General features: G+C 55.4%; 19 protein-coding genes and 1 tRNA gene. 15 read left to right on the forward strand and 5 right to left on the reverse strand.

Annotated elements, in window-relative coordinates:
- The first annotated feature begins 4 nt into the window (after window positions 1-4).
- From AA309_RS22505 to AA309_RS22525, 5 genes are all read left to right on the forward strand, one after another.
- Entirely contained in the window at window positions 5-754 is a 750-nt protein-coding gene (locus tag AA309_RS22505; protein WP_047191273.1) for a rhomboid family intramembrane serine protease, read from the forward strand.
- A 104-nt stretch (window positions 755-858) separates the two neighbouring features.
- On the forward strand, window positions 859-1,608 hold the full coding sequence (locus AA309_RS22510; protein ID WP_047191274.1) for an electron transfer flavoprotein subunit beta/FixA family protein: 750 nt from the start codon (window positions 859-861) through the stop codon (window positions 1,606-1,608).
- 15 nt (window positions 1,609-1,623) lie between these two features.
- Window positions 1,624-2,565 carry an electron transfer flavoprotein subunit alpha/FixB family protein gene (locus AA309_RS22515; protein WP_047191275.1) on the forward strand — a complete coding sequence of 314 codons (942 nt, stop codon included), beginning with the start codon at window positions 1,624-1,626 and terminating at the stop codon, window positions 2,563-2,565.
- Window positions 2,566-2,650: 85 nt separating this feature from the next.
- A complete protein-coding gene (locus AA309_RS22520) occupies window positions 2,651-3,532 on the forward strand; it encodes a 3-hydroxybutyryl-CoA dehydrogenase (RefSeq protein WP_047191276.1) in 882 nt (293 codons plus the stop codon).
- A gap of 135 nt (window positions 3,533-3,667) precedes the next feature.
- Entirely contained in the window at window positions 3,668-4,237 is a 570-nt protein-coding gene (locus AA309_RS22525) for an HNH endonuclease (RefSeq protein ID WP_084731522.1), read from the forward strand.
- A gap of 7 nt (window positions 4,238-4,244) precedes the next feature.
- Here the strand turns inward: AA309_RS22525 and AA309_RS22530 are convergent, their stop codons facing one another.
- On the reverse strand, window positions 4,245-4,745 hold the full coding sequence (locus AA309_RS22530; protein ID WP_047191277.1) for a disulfide bond formation protein B: 501 nt from the start codon (window positions 4,743-4,745) through the stop codon (window positions 4,245-4,247).
- A 12-nt stretch (window positions 4,746-4,757) separates the two neighbouring features.
- Window positions 4,758-5,339, reverse strand: coding sequence for a YqaA family protein (locus AA309_RS22535; protein ID WP_047191278.1), 582 nt, complete (start codon window positions 5,337-5,339; stop codon window positions 4,758-4,760).
- A gap of 152 nt (window positions 5,340-5,491) precedes the next feature.
- Between AA309_RS22535 and AA309_RS22540 the strand changes: the two genes are divergently transcribed.
- Window positions 5,492-5,576, forward strand: a tRNA-Leu gene (locus AA309_RS22540).
- A gap of 302 nt (window positions 5,577-5,878) precedes the next feature.
- Here the strand turns inward: AA309_RS22540 and AA309_RS37285 are convergent.
- On the reverse strand, window positions 5,879-6,013 hold the full coding sequence (locus AA309_RS37285) for a hypothetical protein (protein WP_280136919.1): 135 nt from the start codon (window positions 6,011-6,013) through the stop codon (window positions 5,879-5,881).
- A gap of 179 nt (window positions 6,014-6,192) precedes the next feature.
- Between AA309_RS37285 and AA309_RS22545 the strand changes: the two genes are divergently transcribed.
- From AA309_RS22545 to AA309_RS37290, 9 genes are all read left to right on the forward strand, one after another.
- Entirely contained in the window at window positions 6,193-7,428 is a 1,236-nt protein-coding gene (locus tag AA309_RS22545) for a reverse transcriptase domain-containing protein (protein WP_047191279.1), read from the forward strand.
- Window positions 7,429-7,980: 552 nt separating this feature from the next.
- Window positions 7,981-8,538, forward strand: coding sequence for a recombinase family protein (locus tag AA309_RS22550; RefSeq protein ID WP_047191280.1), 558 nt, complete (start codon window positions 7,981-7,983; stop codon window positions 8,536-8,538).
- A gap of 139 nt (window positions 8,539-8,677) precedes the next feature.
- Window positions 8,678-9,013 (forward strand): hypothetical protein, encoded by a 336-nt coding sequence (locus tag AA309_RS22555; protein ID WP_150117692.1) that lies wholly within the window; start codon window positions 8,678-8,680, stop codon window positions 9,011-9,013.
- Window positions 9,006-9,425: a hypothetical protein gene (locus tag AA309_RS34540; RefSeq protein WP_150117693.1), complete on the forward strand. Its 420-nt coding sequence runs from the start codon at window positions 9,006-9,008 to the stop codon at window positions 9,423-9,425. The genes AA309_RS22555 and AA309_RS34540 overlap by 8 nt, the downstream gene beginning before the upstream one ends.
- A 390-nt stretch (window positions 9,426-9,815) precedes the next feature.
- Complete coding sequence (locus AA309_RS22560; protein WP_150117694.1) at window positions 9,816-10,349, forward strand: hypothetical protein; 534 nt, start codon at window positions 9,816-9,818, stop codon at window positions 10,347-10,349.
- The gene (locus AA309_RS22565; RefSeq protein ID WP_047191283.1) at window positions 10,346-11,710 is read left to right on the forward strand and encodes a hypothetical protein; all 1,365 of its coding nucleotides are present in this window, start codon (window positions 10,346-10,348) and stop codon (window positions 11,708-11,710) included. The genes AA309_RS22560 and AA309_RS22565 overlap by 4 nt, the downstream gene beginning before the upstream one ends.
- A 99-nt stretch (window positions 11,711-11,809) precedes the next feature.
- On the forward strand, window positions 11,810-12,289 hold the full coding sequence (gene rnhA, locus AA309_RS22570; protein ID WP_047191284.1) for a ribonuclease HI: 480 nt from the start codon (window positions 11,810-11,812) through the stop codon (window positions 12,287-12,289).
- Window positions 12,290-12,633: 344 nt separating this feature from the next.
- A complete protein-coding gene (locus AA309_RS32395; RefSeq protein ID WP_052954931.1) occupies window positions 12,634-13,488 on the forward strand; it encodes a toll/interleukin-1 receptor domain-containing protein in 855 nt (284 codons plus the stop codon).
- 435 nt (window positions 13,489-13,923) lie between these two features.
- Window positions 13,924-14,070, forward strand: coding sequence for an excalibur calcium-binding domain-containing protein (locus AA309_RS37290; protein ID WP_280136920.1), 147 nt, complete (start codon window positions 13,924-13,926; stop codon window positions 14,068-14,070).
- Window positions 14,071-14,720: 650 nt separating this feature from the next.
- Here AA309_RS37290 and AA309_RS22580 read toward each other — a convergent pair.
- A complete protein-coding gene (locus tag AA309_RS22580) occupies window positions 14,721-16,091 on the reverse strand; it encodes a DUF6538 domain-containing protein (protein ID WP_047191285.1) in 1,371 nt (456 codons plus the stop codon).
- 305 nt (window positions 16,092-16,396) lie between these two features.
- A complete protein-coding gene (locus AA309_RS32400) occupies window positions 16,397-16,966 on the reverse strand; it encodes a pilus assembly protein N-terminal domain-containing protein (protein ID WP_052954932.1) in 570 nt (189 codons plus the stop codon).
- Between the last annotated feature and the right edge of the window lie 20 nt (window positions 16,967-16,986).

Below are 16,986 nucleotides of genomic sequence, written 5' to 3' on the forward strand. Positions count from 1 at the left end.
GGCCATGTTTCTTCCGCTTCACGACGGCGTTCCTCTCCAGCATATGAAGACGCCGGTCGTGGCGCGGTCCCTGATCGTGGCCTGCACGCTCATCCATCTCGTCTTCGTTTTGGGGCCGTTGAGTCAGGATGAAATGGTGGGTGGTCTCGGTCTCATCCCCGCCGTTCTCTTCGGCCTCGAGTTCCTGCCCGAGGGCTATCCCTTCGTGCCGGTGTGGATGACGCTGTTCACCAACATCTTCCTGCACGGATCGTGGTTTCACCTGATCGGCAACATGCTGTTCCTCTGGGTGTTCGGCGACAACGTGGAAGACGCGATGGGGCACTTACGCTTTCTCGTGTTCTTCGTGCTCTGCGGCGCCATCGCCAGTTTCGTGCACGCCGTCGCCTCCTTCACCATCGTGGGTGCGGGCACGCCGGAGAGTTTCATGCTGCCGACACCGCAACGTCCTCTCATCGGCGCCTCCGGTGGCGTGGCGGGAGTCGTAGCTGCCTACGTGATCCTTTATCCGCGCGTGCGGATCTGGGCTCTCTTCCTCGGCGGAATTCCGTTGCGGCTTCCGGCCTACTGGGCCATCGGCTTCTGGTTGGCCGTGCAGCTTGCCTCCGCCATTCTCGGCAGCGACGACGGGGTGGGCTGGTTTGCCCATCTTGGCGGGTTCGTTGCGGGCGCTATCCTCATTCCCCTCATGCGTCACCGCTACGATCCGGTTCTGGCCCGCGCCGCGGCGCAAGAATTGCAGACGCCGCGTTGACTTTCGAAGGCTTGAGGCTACGGTCCCATCCGCCTTTTTCCTATCTGTCCGGAGAGCTTGTCATGGGCCATATCCGGACCTGACCTTCAATTGAGGACAGACGAATGAAGCTTCTTGTGTGTGTGAAGCGGGTTGTTGATTTCAACGTGAAGATCCGCGTGAAGGGTGACGGGTCTGGGGTCGAGCTGGCCAACGTCAAGATGTCGATGAACCCCTTCGACGAGATCGCCGTCGAGGAGGCCGTGCGCCTCAAAGAGCAGGGCAAGGCCACCGAGATCGTTGCCGTCTCCATTGGCCCGAGCCAAGCGGCTGAGACGCTGCGCACGGCGCTTGCCATGGGCGCCGACCGCGGCCTCTTGGTCAAGACCGATGCGGCTGTCGAGCCGCTCGCCGTGGCCAAGATCCTCAAGGGCGTGATCGCGCAGGAACAGCCCGATCTCGTGATCATGGGCAAGCAGGCCATCGACGACGATGCCAACCAGACCGGCCAGATGCTCGCCGCCCTGCTCGGCTGGCCGCAGGGCACCTTCGCCTTCAAGGTAAATGTGGGCGAGGGCGCGGTGGATGTCACCCGCGAGGTCGATGGCGGCCTGCAGACGGTGGGCCTCAAGCTGCCCGCCATCGTCACCACGGACCTGCGCCTCAACGAGCCGCGCTATGCCAGCCTCCCCAACATCATGAAGGCCAAGAAGAAGCCGCTCGACGAGACCTCGCCCGAGGCGCTCGGCATCGACGTCTCGCCGCGCCTGAAGGTGCTCAAGACCGCCGAGCCCGGCGGCCGCAAGGCCGGCGTGAAGGTCGGCTCGGTGGCCGAACTCGTGCAGAAGCTCAAGACCGAAGCCGGCGTGCTCTAAGGGAGAACAAGAACAATGACCACGTTGCTGATTGCCGAGCACGACAACGCTCACCTGAAGGACGCCACCCACAAGGCGCTCTCGGCCGCCAAGGCGCTCGGCGCGCCCGTGCATGTGCTGGTCGCCGGTGCCAACGCCCGTGCGGCCGCCGAGGCCGCGGCGAAGTTGGAAGGCGTCGAAAAGGTGCTGCTGGCCGAGAGCCCTGCTTATGAGCACCAGCTCGCCGAGCCGACCGCCGCGCTGATCGTGTCGCTCGCCTCCTCCTACGATGCGCTGGTGGCGCCCTCGACCTCGAACGGCAAGAACATCATGCCGCGCGTGGCCGCCCTGCTCGACGTGATGCAGGTCTCCGACATCATCAAGGTGGTGTCACCCGATACCTTCGAGCGGCCGATCTATGCCGGCAATGCCCTCCAGACCGTGCAGGCCACCGATGCCAAGAAGGTGATCACGGTGCGCACGGCCGCCTTCCCGGCGGCGGGCGAAGGCGGCTCGGCCTCGATCGAGACCGTGAATGCCGCGAGCGATCCTCAGGTATCGAGCTTCAAGGGCGAGGAGATCGCCAAGTCGGACCGGCCCGAGCTGACTTCGGCCCGGATCATCATCTCCGGGGGCCGTTCGCTCGGCTCGGCCGAGAACTTCAAGCAGTATATCGAGCCGATCGCCGACACGCTCGGCGCGGCCATGGGCGCCTCGCGCGCGGCCGTCGATGCGGGCTACGCGCCCAATGACTGGCAGGTCGGCCAGACCGGCAAGGTGGTGGCGCCCGATCTCTACATCGCGGTGGGGATTTCAGGGGCCATTCAGCATCTGGCTGGTATGAAGGATTCCAAGGTGATCGTGGCGATCAACAAGGACGAGGAGGCCCCGATCTTCCAGGTGGCCGATTACGGCCTCGTCGGCGACCTCTTCCAGATCCTTCCTGAACTGAAGGATGAGTTGACCAAGGCCGGTTAATCGGTCCAGGAATAAGTACGATGATTGCAATCCGGGCGGGAAGGCTTGCCCGGACAATTTGGGCATGGATGTCAGGCGAAGTCAGATGGGCATTGAGATCAAAACGGTTGGCGTGATCGGCGCGGGACAGATGGGCAGTGGCATTGCTCATGTCTGTTCGCTCGCGGGCTTCAGCGTCCGGCTCAACGATCTCTCGGAGGAACGCATCAATGCGGGCCTCGCCACCATCACCGGCAACATGGCCCGCAAGGTCGCCAAGGGCGCCATCACCGATGCCGACCGTCAGGCTGCGCTCGAGCGCATCAAGCCCGCGCTCGGCTATGACGACCTGTCCACCTGCGACATCGTGATCGAGGCCGCGACCGAAAACGAGGAGGTGAAGCGCAAGATCTTCACCAATCTCTGCCCCTCGCTGCGCCCGGACGCGATGGTCGCGACCAATACGTCGTCGATCTCCATCACCCGCCTTGCCGCTTCCACGGACCGTCCGGAAAAGTTCATCGGCATCCACTTCATGAACCCGGTGCCCGTGATGCAGCTCGTGGAGCTGATCCGTGGTATCGCAACTGATGATCCCACCTACGAATCCGCCAAGGAATTCATCGGCAAGCTCGGCAAGACCGCAACGGCTTCGGAAGATTTCCCGGCCTTCATCGTCAACCGCATCCTGCTGCCGATGATCAACGAGGCGATCTACACCCTCTACGAGGGCGTGGGCTCGGTGGATGCCATCGATACGGCCATGCGCCTTGGCGCGAATCACCCCATGGGCCCGCTGCAGCTCGCCGACTTCATCGGCCTCGATACCTGCCTGTCGATCATGCAGGTGCTCTACGAAGGCTTGGCCGATTCCAAGTATCGCCCCTGCCCGCTTCTCGTGAAATACGTCGAGGCCGGCTGGCTTGGCCGCAAGACCAAGCGCGGCTTCTACGATTATCGCGGCGAGCACCCGGTTCCGACCCGCTAAAGGACTTTGCCCGAAAGGTTGTTCACCGAAATCAGCCCGGGTGCGTCACAAACGTCCCGCGTGCGCGCTTCACAACAGCGTCACGATCCCTATAGTCTAATCGGACGGGACTACTCTTCTTGAAGAGGAGGTGATGTGACGATCCACGTCCAGCCTGTTGTGAGGCCGGAGGCCTGTCCGGCCCTTGTTCTCAATGCCGATTACCGGCCCTTGAGTTACTACCCCTTGTCCATCTGGTGTTGGCAGGATGCGATCAAGGCGGTGTTCCTGGACCGGGTGAACATCGTCTCCGAATACGACAAAGTCGTGCGAAGTCCGAGCTTCGAAGTCCGTCTCCCCTCGGTCATCTCTCTCAAGACCTACGTTCAGCCCTCGCGGCACCCCGCCTTTACCCGCTTCAACGTTTTCCTGCGCGACCGTTTCAGCTGCCAATATTGCGGCGCTCGCGATGATCTGACCTTCGACCACGTCGTCCCCCGCTCCAAGGGCGGACAGACCACCTGGGAAAACGTCGTCGCCGCCTGCGCTCCCTGCAATTTGAAAAAAGGGGACAAGATGCCCCGCGAAGTGGAAATGTGGCCGCGCCAGCATCCCTTCGCCCCCACCGTCCACGATCTGCACTCGAACGGACGCCTCTTCCCGCCGAACTACCTGCACGAAAGCTGGATGGACTATCTCTACTGGGACAGCGAGCTGGAACCGTAAGAGTCCCTCACCGGCCGATCGCAAGTCCCTTATCCACCGCAGCCTTGGCCGCGAAAGCGGCTAGCGCGAGCGAGATCAGCACGTTCCATCCAGCCAGCGACAGCCCGAGGAACCGCCATGCGGCCTCCGTGCAGCTCACCACGCGCGTGTTCTGCAGTTGATTGAGGAAATCGCCCACGTTGCCCGCGCCTGCCCCTGCCCCGCCGCCGCAATCGCTAGGCCCTGCGAAGAAACCCCACTCGACGCCCGAATGATAGGCGCCAAGTCCCGCGCTCACGAGGAAGATGAGCGCGATGAGCCACAGCCCCACCCGCGTCCAGCGCGGCGGCAGAAAGGCCGCCACGAGCCCCAGCGGCATGGCGATGTAATAGGGATTACGCTGAATGAGGCACAGCTTGCAGGGCACATAACCGAACACGTGCTCGAACACGAGCGCGCCGCCGATCGTGGCAGCGGCGCCGAGAACGACTGCGAGAGCGGCTTGGCGCAGGTTGAGGCGAAGGCTCATCGCCAATTCCCTTTAGAACAGGTAGCGGAAGGCCACGAAGCCACCGATGAAGGCAACGATGGCCAGCGTCGCCACAACATTGAAGTTGTTGTCGATGATCGACTTGATGCGCGGCCCGAACTTGCTCATCAGCAACGCGATGATGAAGAAACGGGCGCCACGGGTCAGGATTGAGAGCAGGATGAACCAGCCCAGATGATACCCGGCAAAGCCCGACGTGATCGTCACGAGCTTGTAGGGGATCGGCGTGAGGCCCTTCAACAGGATCACCCAATGGCCGTAGGTGGCGTAGGCATGCCGGAACGTCTCCGCGCCCTCCGTGAGGCCATAGAGCTGGAAAAGCCAGGCTCCGATGGAATCGTAGAGCGCCAAGCCGATCACATAGCCCAGGACACCCCCTACGACCGAGGTGATCGTGCAGATCAGCGCATAAGACCAGGCCCGATCGGGCCGCGCCAACATCATGGGCACGAGCATGACATCCGGCGGAACGGGAAAGAACGAGCTTTCCGCGAAGGAGACGGCCGCCAGCGCGTAGGGTGCCGAAGGCCGGGCCGCGAGGGAAAGGGTCCAGTCGTAGAGGCGTCTGAGCATAGGATCCCAGCAATTTCATGGGCAACAGGGCTGCGCGCTAAGGCCTCTTTGAGCACAAGCCGGCCGGAATAGCGAGAGGCAAGCCTTGCGGCGTGGCTTCACATCTCTCCGATTGACCGGGCTTCATCCCTCATGGTACTTCGCAGGTCCTTGCCCCTGTGGCGGAATTGGTAGACGCGCTCGACTCAAAATCGAGTTCCGCAAGGAGTGCTGGTTCGATCCCGGCCAGGGGCACCATCCCTTTTCAGATGGTACGGCAGAAAGCCGAAGAAATATCAACGAAATCAGAGCTTAAGCCTACAGAGGCTAGTCGGATGGCAAGACACTGGCAAGCCCATCTTTGTACGTCCTTTTGTACCACCGAATGCTGTTTCCTTAGCTTAGCTCCAGCATCCCGTCATGCCAGGAAATATCCTTTAGAGAATCACATGGGCTGAGCTTCTGGGTTCCCAGCTCAAGTTCAGCGAGATGCCACAGAAAAAATTCTAAATTCTTCTGAAAAAATTCTGCACATCCCTTGAAACCGCTAAGCTTGGTACTTACCTCAGCTTGGCCGTCAGGATTGGCTGATCGGTGCGACTGTTGAGACCGTCAAGTTCGTTGACGATCCAGGTGACGACGACTTCGATGAAGATCGCCGACACAAGGTGAAGCAGGGATGCGACGCCGGGCATAGCTCGGACCTCCTCGGTTACAATATACCGCATAGCGTTTATTAGGCCCGCACTTGTGAGAGCTTGATGCGACACGTCAGGAAGGATCTGGTGGATTATGGTGTGCGTTCGAGGGACGCTCAGGGTTTCCTGAAGTCCCGGGCTAGGACTAGTCCCTCGAACTCTGCTATGAGGTTTCTGTGAAGCCTCACTGGTTTAAGCCGCGCAATTACAGGCACTTTGATGTCCCAGTGGGGATTGGCTTCGCGGAGAAAGTCGTTGCAACTGACTTCGCAGCCCAGCATCCGTTCTCTCCTCACATCTCCTATATCAAGAGCGACAAGCGTTATCGGCTCGATCCGAAGAATCCGCATCTTGGGCGTCAGATAAAGATCAAGACCCGCGAGATTATGTATGCGTCCCATCGCGACGCCTGTATTCTTGGGTATTATTCCGCGCAGCTTGGGCTACGTCTAGAAAAGTTATACGCAGAGTCAGCGCTTGGTGACAATGTCATTGCCTACCGTGCTCTCGGAAAGGCGAACTATCATTTCTCTGCTGAAGCACTTCGGTACGCAGAGGCGAATGCGCCCTGCATGATACTTGCGTACGATGTATCTGGTTTCTTCGACAGCCTTGATCACGGCATTCTGAAACAGCGGCTCAAGGACATCTTAGAGGTCTCTGAACTTTCTCCCGACTGGTACGCTGTCTTTCGACAAGTCACTAAGTTCCGCAAGATCGCTCTCGACGACCTCAAGGCGCATTCCACCTTTGGGGCGCGGATCAAGGATAAGGCACGTCGGCCCATCGCTACGGTCGCGGAGGTCAAAGCCGCGGGTATTACAATCACGCCAAATCCCAATCAGCATGGTATCCCACAGGGTACCCCGATAAGTAGCACCTTTGCGAACCTCTATATGATTGAGGTTGATCGCAAGATTGCATCTGCTTGCACGAAGGCCGGAGCATTTTATCGACGGTACTCAGATGACATCCTGATCATTTGTAAGCCCGAGGATGCACTACGGTTAGAGTCAGTTGTGCTTGATGCAGTTGATAATGAGCGATTGGCGCTCAATACCGACAAGATTGAACGCACACTGTTTGACCGCGCTAATTATCGAAGCGCTCAGTACCTCGGGTTTTTGCTTAATCCTAAGGGCGCGGCTATCCGCCCAAGTTCCCTATCGCGACAATGGCGGAAGCTAAGACAAGCCGCAAAACGGATTGAGAAAGCCGGTAACGAAGCTATCGCCGCTGGTCGCGCGAAGAAGATTTATACACGGAAGCTACGTAAGAGGTTCGCGCCCTTGCCCCTGCGCAACTTCTCATCATATGCCCGACGAGCCGCTGAGGAGCTTAGGTCCAAGGTCGTCCGGCGACAAGCAAGGCGGATTGAGCGGGAACTAGAGAAGATAATCAGCCGCTTCTAGTCGACGAACACTTTTTATCAACACTGAAACATGCCTTGAGATTTTGCCGAAAAATTTGTGAGCCTATTCGATAACGGCCCCTGAAGTAGAATCCCCCGGTGGCCAGGTCCTGCTTTTCATAGGCTCAGCGGTGTGATCGAGGAAATGAACCGCTGAGGTGACTCGGTTCATCCTCACAACACGATCTGGCCGACTATTCTTCAAGAGTCTGACGCCAATGATCGGGAGCAGCCGCCCATTCTATCTTTGAGGCTTGGTCAAAAAGAGGGACCAGAAGCGGGGGCAGCTCCTGATCCCAAGGTAGTGAACAGTGATCCATCTAGGGGCAGCTGATGGTACTGTTCGTGTAAGAAGCTGACCGCTAAGCTTGCTTCTGTCATTGGAAATAGAGTCCTAACCCATTAGTGACTCTAGCTTCTCATCATCTCAATAGGTCCTGCCCCAGTGATAGCCGATCCAAGCTCGTCCATAACCTATCATATAAATCCATGTTGACATTTTGATAGGCACCGATCACATCTTCTTCGAGTCTATTGATAGGCAGAGGCTGACATGATCATTGGATATGCAAGGACCAGCACGACAGACCAGAAAGCCGGATTAGAGGCGCAGGAGCGCGATCTTAGGGCCGCTGGCGTGGAACGACTCTATCAGGAGCAGACAAGCGCCACAGGGCCGCGCAAGGCGCTGGCTGAGGCTATCGACTACGCAAGACATGGCGACACCCTTGTTGTCACCAAGCTCGACAGGCTTGCCCGGTCTGTCGCTGAACTGGTGAGCATCACCAAGCAACTTGAAGCTAAGGGCGCATCCTTGCGTGTCCTCAACCTGAATCTGGACACTGAAACCCCAACCGGAAAGCTGATGCTGAATATGCTTGGCTCAATCGCTCAGTTTGAGCGTGAGCTGATGCTTGAGCGTCAGCGTGAAGGAATCGCTAAGGCTAAGGGTGAAGGCAAATACAAGGGCCGTAAACCCACAGCTAGGGCCAAGGCTGATGAGGTTATGCGCTTGGCTGAGACAGGTCTGAGCCGTGAGCAGATAGCCAAAGAGCTTGGGATAGGTGTTGCCAGTGTTTATCGGGTGTTGGCATCTACCCGCCATCAGTAAAAGTGCCCGTCGGAAGTCCGGCCCAATCAAGTATTCGTACGCTACGACATAGGATCTAATTCAGGAGGTTCATCTCGGAATGTGGCGTCTCTAATCCTTAATCCTATGCAGTTCTGTGTAGCGTTACGCGGTATGTTAGATGAGAGCTTATCTGGTGAGGCAGATCATGGCCGGATCAATAGGCGGCGGAATTGAGCATGAAGAAGAGCAGAAAAGGCGCGACTTCCTCGCTGACATAAAGTCTAGCATTGCACATGCCGTAACGGGCGATGCCTTTGATCCGAAGCTGATCTTCCGGTTCTTCGAGATAGGTGGAGCAGCAACAGCAATCATCGGGTCCCTGCTAATTGTATATGGCCACTACGAGAACCAAGAATTCCATCAATATGCCGTTGGCTTCGGATTCATTGCTGTTGGCATACTAGCGTATATTGTTCCACAGCTTGCAGAAATTTGGGGCGATCCCAATGGATAGCTTCCTAAATGCTTTCGCAACCTCCGCGATATGGGCCTTTATTGTTCTGGTTCTTGCAACCTCGCTCCTTATGTTATTTGACAAAAACTATGCGATAGCCGCTTGGTTCACCGAGGGTGCTCTTTACATCATTGTAGCCACATGGGGAAAAAAGTTAGCCATCAGCTTCTACCTCCGAGTTAACGGCAAGGCAGATATTTCGGGTCAATTCTCTTCCGCTGACCAAGATCCTTTTGCAGGGCTTACTGCTATTGCTGGAATTGTTGCTTGCGGGATATTCGCTTCGCTAATGATGATTCTTCGACATAGCTATGAACTTCAGAAGTTGAAACTACAGCACGGTTCCGGTGCCTTGCCACCAGCTCCTCCAACTACCCATGCGGCACCGGGTGGACCAAGCCCTTCAGGGTAAATTACGGCAACTATGACAGTTAGCATTGGCCCTGACGCTTCCTATTAGGACTAAGCCAATGATTTTCCTCGCCCTATAGAAAAACTCATTAGTGCATATATCCTATAATTGTCAGGATAGTTTTATTGATATGCTTAAATATAAGTTCTCGAATTGTTTTAACTATGTTTATACTAAGTATTGACTAATAAATACTTTCCGTGCCAATCCGCATTTGTTTCGTTCTGTCTGTTCGGGTGTGGATACGGAAAAGGAATAATGTTTTACATTTGCCAAGCGCCGGGATGTGGCTCCCGCGCTGCTACTCGTTACGGCATTTATTGCTCTTCTCATAAGGCTCAGCTCAGGCGGCACGGGGCTATCGGCCAAAGAGCGATTACCAAGGCTGACTTGAAGCTCTACCGGGCTTTGGTCGCAGCACGGCTTGAGAAGAACAAGGACAAGCCTCTTCTGACGCAGCTTGAAGCTCGTTGGGGAGCAGTCCTCACCTATGCCGAAAGTGTCCGTGAAGAGGCGCGGCGAAAGCCTATGGTTCGGTATAGACGTGAAGCCGCGATTGAAATGCTGAGGATCGGCAAGAACGTTCAGCCGGGGGATGTGATCGAAACCGTCTTGGCAATGTACGTGATGCAAGATCAACAGCCTCGCTGCTTCAAAAGCGATCAGGCGTTCAGGACACAAAAGGTCCGTAGAGTCCGAGGTCTGACTCGGCTCAACGCCGACGCATGGACTGATGCGAAGACCGGAAAGAGGAAGCTCGTCTATCGTGACCTGGGCCAGCGTACCGTGACCATCATGGGTGGCTGGATTGCTGAGGCTTTGGGTCCAGCGGGGATCATGTTCGCTCGGCTTGAACGCAAGGATCATGAGAAGAAGCAAGAGGCGTTGCTGGCCTTTCGTGATGCGTTAGGGAGCATGGAATGACGCTTCCTGCCATCGAGTTTGATGAGACCCAGACGAACGAGCAAGATGAGGACAGGTTCTTTGATCCGTGGAGAATCCCGCGGTCAGAAGGAACGAAGACGCTTATCTGCAAGATCATCGGCAACGTCCAAGTTTATGAGGAGTATTACAACCTTCGTCAGCGAAAGCGCAGAAGGAAGGATCAGGAGACACATGAGGCGACCGTCTCAGCGGTGATGTGCGACCTGATGCACGCCGTTCTCATGCAGGATCAGCGAGGTATTGCAATCCCACGGTCCAACCAAGTGCTGGGCAGGGGTGATCGATACCAAGCTCCTGCTGAGAACCGTCAGCTTCCTTACGTTCTTGATGCGCTTGGGAGCAATGCCTTGGAATGGCTTGTCGAGGAACGTGGGTACATCAATCACTTTGGGCGCAATCAACGGACGCTTATCAAGCCCACGCAACGCCTCGTCGACAACATGAAAGAGTTTGAAGTCGAGTTGCGCGGCCTTGGGCGCTGTAAGACCGAGGAAGTCATCATCCTCAAAGCCGAGAAGGAGGACTATTGGGATAAGGGAGCATACCTCCCCTACGATGATACGGCGCTGACCAACCGCTATCGTGAGGAAATGCGTATCATCAACTCATGGCTTGCTGGGGCAAGCATTGAGTTTGACGAGGCTGCGCTTGAACGAGACCGCCCTATCGACACAGGCAACCTCACGCTCAGGCGCTATTTCAGCCAAGGGTCGTTCGAAAGTGGAGGAAGACTGTTCGGCGGGTTCTGGCAAGGGTTGAGCGAGGAGGAGCGCCTTGAAGGACTCATCATCAATGGTGAGAACGTTGTGGGTTTAGACTACGGACAAATGGCCCCCCGCATCTTGTACGGGCTTGCAAAGGCTCAACCACCAGAAGGCGACCTATACGACATTCCCGGCCTAACCACGGTCAACGGACGATCGTACAGGGAAGGCGTAAAGAAGGTGATGAACGCCCTGATGTTCTCCGATGGTTTACCCAAGCGTAAGCCGATGGAGACTAAGAGCATCCTTCCACCTGACTTGTCTATTCAGGAGGTAGTTGACCTCATCCTGCAAGCCCATCCTGCTATCGCTCACCTTCTTGGAACTGAGGTTGGACACAAGGCTCAGTTCATTGAGAGTCAGGTGATGGTGAAGGTGCTTCTCAGGCTGAGGGAGCAGTCTATCGTGGCTTTGCCTATTCATGACGGGTTGGTCATACCAAGTGAGGCTGAGGCTAAAGCTGTGATGATAGATACATTCAAGGATGAGGTTGGAGTTGATTGTCCTGTATCTGTTGAATTGAGTAAGGATCGTCACCCACTGTTTAACATCAATGGTCTATTACAGGTGGGATAAGAAAGAGGATAGTCACCCATCCTGTATAACTACCTATCTAACCATCTCCTTTATAGGGCGTCGTAAGGCCCCCTGATCTTCAATTTACAATGAGAACACATGACACAAGAAGCAACTGGACAAGCCATTGTCTTCACCGATGGCGCTTGCCTGAAGAACCCCGGACCAGGAGGTTATGCCGCCCTGATCCTTATCGATGGCGAGGAGAAAGTTATTACCGGAGGCGATCCGGCCACGACTAACAATCGCATGGAAATGACCGCAGCCATCAAGGCGCTTGAGGCCCTTCCTGCTGGCGCGAAAGCGATCCTTCACAGCGATAGCCAGATCGTCATCAAGGGGATGAACGAATGGCTCACAGGATGGAAGGCGAAGGGCTGGAAAAATGCGGCACGTCAGCCTGTCGCAAACCGTGAGCTATGGGAGGTTTTAGATAGGCTCAACGTTGAGCGACAGATCACTTGGCAATGGGTCAAGGGTCATGCTGGGCATGAGCAGAACGAGCGGGTTGATAGACTTGCTAATGCTGAGGCTGAGAAAGCGGCTGAGGCGCTAAGGCAAGGTGTAGGGATGCAATAACGGCTTCCTACCGCTTAACGATCACTCTCTTGGAAGCTAACCACCGCAACCGAGAGGGATTCTGATCTGTGGGCTTGTCCAGGTATTTTCTTGGGGTAAGTGACCATAAGCCGGACAGTATCAGGTCAGTCCTCGTCCAACATGCCTATGCACTGCGAATCCACGGGTAGGTAGGTAAAGTCTAGCCCGTGGCTTACGATGATCGCTACATCCCACTTTCGATGCTATAATTAGCATTAATGCAACACATTTGCGACTTCTTGGCTGAACATCTGCTGGAAAGCATGAGGTGCATTGCCTTCATCGCACACTCATTGAGCTAGAACTCCCTCGGAAAGCCCAGGATGGCGGATATTTTCATCAGCTATGCCAGAGAGGATCGGGATAGGATCATTCCTTTTGTTCGCCTCCTTGAAGCCCAGGGATGGACCGTATGGTGGGATCGAAAAATTCCAGTCGGGAAAACCTTTGAGCAGGTGATTAAAGAACAGCTTGCCACAGCCCGCTGCGTTATTGTCGTCTGGTCTACCGAGGCTCTCGGCTCTGGCTGGGTTATTGATGAGGCCGGAGAGGGACGCAAGCGCGACATCCTGTTACCAGTTCTCTTTGATCGGGTAGAGCCGCCGTTTGGCTTCCGTCAACTCCAATCTGCCAACCTATCAGACTGGCACGGGCAAGCTGATCATCCTGAATGCCAGCAACTTATCGCAGACATCAGTGGGCTCCTAGGCGGTGGATCCAAGTCTTCGTATCCATTGCCGGAACCGAGAGCTGAAGATTATTACACTAGCATGGACGACGACAATTATAGTATAGTGATGTCTATGCTTCCATTGATTACAGCGTTTATCACTTTTCTCCTAATTTCTATTGTGGCACTAATCATCGCAAGTCAAGCAGATATCAGTGACGATTCCTTAGTTGTGCTGGTTTCATTGATAGGATTTGCATTGAATATCCTATCATTTGTTTTAACATGGGCACTAAGGCATAGACTCGATCAATTCCGACCAGGGCTAATGAGCATATGGGTTAATTTTAACATCATATTTTTCGCATTCTTAGCCATGCTTCACAATCTAGGTACTGACAGCCAAGTCATGCGGACTGTCTTTATTTTGATCGGCTTCCATTCAATGCTTAGTGTGGCTATTTTATATTTAGTCACGCGACTGGGTAGAGGAACAGTGCCAAATTAGTGTGAAACGAGAAGCCTATTTATACACAGACCCACATTTCATCTGTCAAAATCCGCAATAGCGGCGGTTAAACCCATTCGTGTTCAACCTCCTCAGCCTCACTTCTCCTCTGCCATTGACGACAATCACGAAGCAACAAGCGTAGCCATTCCCTTGGGTCACGCTATAGTCCCCGTATGGGGGAGTTGAATGAAGAAGACGCCGAGTCCTTGGAGCGTTCACCAAGGCCGTGATCCTGAGGCAGAGCTACGCCGTCTCAAAGGTCGCTTTCAGAAGGTATCAAACCGCTACTTCCGCAGCCTTAAACTCCGGCGGTCCTACCGCTTTGCGACCCTAGCCATACTGCTTATGGTCGGCTCATTCGCCGTGACTTGGGGCTTGCTGACCTTCAAACCGTGGTCAGTCCTATCGTCTAGCTCTTGGACTGTGGCAATGATGGCGAAGCACATCGCGGCCTTCCCCAACTGTTCCGCCGCTCGTCTAGTCGGATTAGCCCCAGCCTACATGGGTCAGCCGGGATACTGGCCGCAGCATGACCGGGATAGCGATGGCTGGGCCTGTGAGCCCTATCCCCGTAGGTAGCGTCCCGCGTGTAACAAACTTCCAAGATCACACGCGGGATTGAAGATCCATTAGTTGCAGCGACGAATCCGCCGCGTCACAGTGCGACCCCAGCGGTCCTGTTCTTCAATGGTGATGTTTCGGCAGCGTTCTTCATAAGCACCATAGCGCCGCTCACGCTCAGCATCACGCCGTCCCTGCTCGTATGCCCGTGCGCGTTCCGCCTCCCGCCGCTGACGCCAACGCTCACGACGCTCATATTCCTCCTGCTGAGGATCACGAACCCCGATCTGAGGGCGACCGTCTGAACCAATGCCAAACTGGAGTGTCGGCTGAGCCATTGAGGGCGATGCGATGCAAAGGCTAGACCCAAGCGCAACCGCAGCAAGCAATACAATTCTTTTCATAAAGGGCGATTCCTATTCGACAGTCGCGGCCATTGGTTTCAAGCTTAACCTTCGCGACGCGCGGCACCTCCCCCTACATCAAGGCAAAAAAATGGCTTTGTACCGCATTTGGCCATTTGACCCGGCCCATGAAGCCCACCATGCTCTGAGGTTTGTTTCAAAAATCTCTGAGCCTATCGCTCAACCCGTGTTCAGCGCTGTTCCCCCTTGGGGTGGTCCTCCGAATGCCTCATCTTAAAGAGTTCAGAGGACCATCACAAACTGTTAGAGCAACGGCTGAATAGATCGCTGTAGCGCCTCGGCAAGTACCTTCAGGTCATACCCTTTGCCATAGTTGGCGCTCACTCCCCCGCCAGAATGACCAAGGATGCGATCCTGTACGTCGGAGGGTACGTTAGCGTTCCGCATCAGGTCTTTCACCGTATGACGCCAACTATGCCAAACCACACGACGATCTTTAATCCCTGCCCTCTCGCGAAGCATCTTCATGAGCGCGGCTGACGCCGCTGTAGCTCCCTTGGCTCCCTCAGCATAGCGAGGAAACAGCGGCCCGGTTGGATTCTCCTCCTTCGCTTCTATGAGCGCCGTCAGAGCAGGCCCAACAGGAGCGATGATCCGGCGGCTCGACTTATTCTTCACCGTTCTGATTCCGTTTGGATAGATGGTCAGCGAAGGCACATCGCACGTCAGGTTCACATCCTCTGCAAGAAGTCCCGTTACTTCTTTAAGCCGTGCACCTGTAAGGGCTGAGACAAGCCCGATCCTTTGCAAGTCCGTGTTTGCCGTATCAAGGCAAGCAATGACTGCTCGTCCTTGTTCAAGGGTGAATGAGTCTCGCTTATCCCGGTCAGGCACATCATCATGCGCCCTCAACCCATCCCAAGGATTAGTCTTGTCCAACTCCAACTCACGGAAAGCAGCGGCAAACACAGCTTTGAACAGATATATTTCCTTGTTTACTGTTTCAGGCTTGAAGCGAGTCTTCACCTCATCGAAGTACGCACGGGCTTCAATACGGGACACATCACCCACGAACTTATCTGTTCCAAGGTGAGCGATCAGCCGATCAATCGACCGTCCACGATCTTTCTCGAACTTTTTCCTGTTGTCCTTTCCTTTATCGGAGCGATCACGAAGATAGAGTTTGAGAGCATCCCGTATCGTGAGACGCGGCGTAACCTTACTGCCTTCTGCAAGGGCAACAGCCTTGCTGACAATATCGAACTCGATGTTTCGTGGCGCTCGCCTCTCCCAATCGTCAACGTCTGAGTACCCATGACGCTGAACCACCCAATCACCCGCCCAAATCTTCAGTTCGTCAGGGTACGGCCCAAGAGCAGTCACCAGCTCCCGCGCCTTTTCAAACTTCTCAAGCTCACCAATCAGCTTGGCTTGATCAAACCTGAGCCTACGGAAAAGCTCATCGTACTGCTTATCCAAGGGCATAGCTCTCATCAAAGCAATCCGCTCATCTTTAGTATTAAGGGTCTTCAGAATCTCCCTCTTACCAATAATCTTACGTAATTCAGCAGGAACAGTCTTACGGTAGCGGTAAATTCCAGCCTTAGTCTTCTGAATGTTAGTCATATTTATGAAATTGCCACGAGAAAGCTTACGAGTTTGACCTTGTACCATGCTTTGTACCTCCTAATTAAGGCAAAGCTCTGGACTCGTTGATTTTTATAGCCTTCTATACCTCAGTTAGACAGAGGCCAGGGGCACCATTCTGATGTTATTGCTGGATTTTCCCTCACTTGGTGGGCCCTTTTTTATGTGTAGCCTCCCGTGTCGGCACGATGTCGGCACGAGATGGAAAAGAGCCGAAGTTGATTCGTCCCGGGCCGCTCGATGTTGGCCCCGAGCCCGAGGCGCCATGGTACCAGGGCATCAAGCAGATAGCGGGGAGAGGCTCTCAAACTCCTGCAGGGCAGTCCTGTCGATCACCTGACGGGAACTCCGGGTGCCGGGGGCGAGACAGGTGGCATGCCAGGTGGCGGAGGGGCGACGTTGGTACTTGACCGCGTCGTGTTGACGACGTTGCCCTGAGCATCACGGGTCTCATAAGTCGTCGTATATTGACTGGTCGGCACCGGTCTGGGATCTCCGATGCATTCCGGGGTGCAAGAGTAGGTCTGCATTTGGTCTCCGTAGAAGGCTTGGATCCGGTGTGCGCGGGGCCCAACCTGCACCGTGGCCTGCAGAAGCTCGGCATTGTTCTCGTCGAGGAGGATCAAATTGGTCGTGCCGGCGGCCTTGGCAGTCAGAGCGAGTGTTTTGTCATCAACCAGGGTGGTGTCGAGAACGCCAGGATTGCCAATAAGGACTGTGCGCACAGGACGTGTGATGCGCAGGATGTTGGTGATGCCCGGTGCCATCGTGATCGTGCCGCCCGAGTCGGTTTCGACCTCGGCTATCTGCGATTGATCAGCGAGAACAGCTGGAGCTTGCGATAGATCAGCGGCGAGAACTGTGGACGACAGGGCGAAAATCGCAATGGCACGAAAGAGCATAAAGATCTCCAATTTCATGG

It is taken from the genome of Microvirga vignae, from assembly GCF_001017175.1.
Taxonomy (GTDB): domain Bacteria; phylum Pseudomonadota; class Alphaproteobacteria; order Rhizobiales; family Beijerinckiaceae; genus Microvirga; species Microvirga vignae.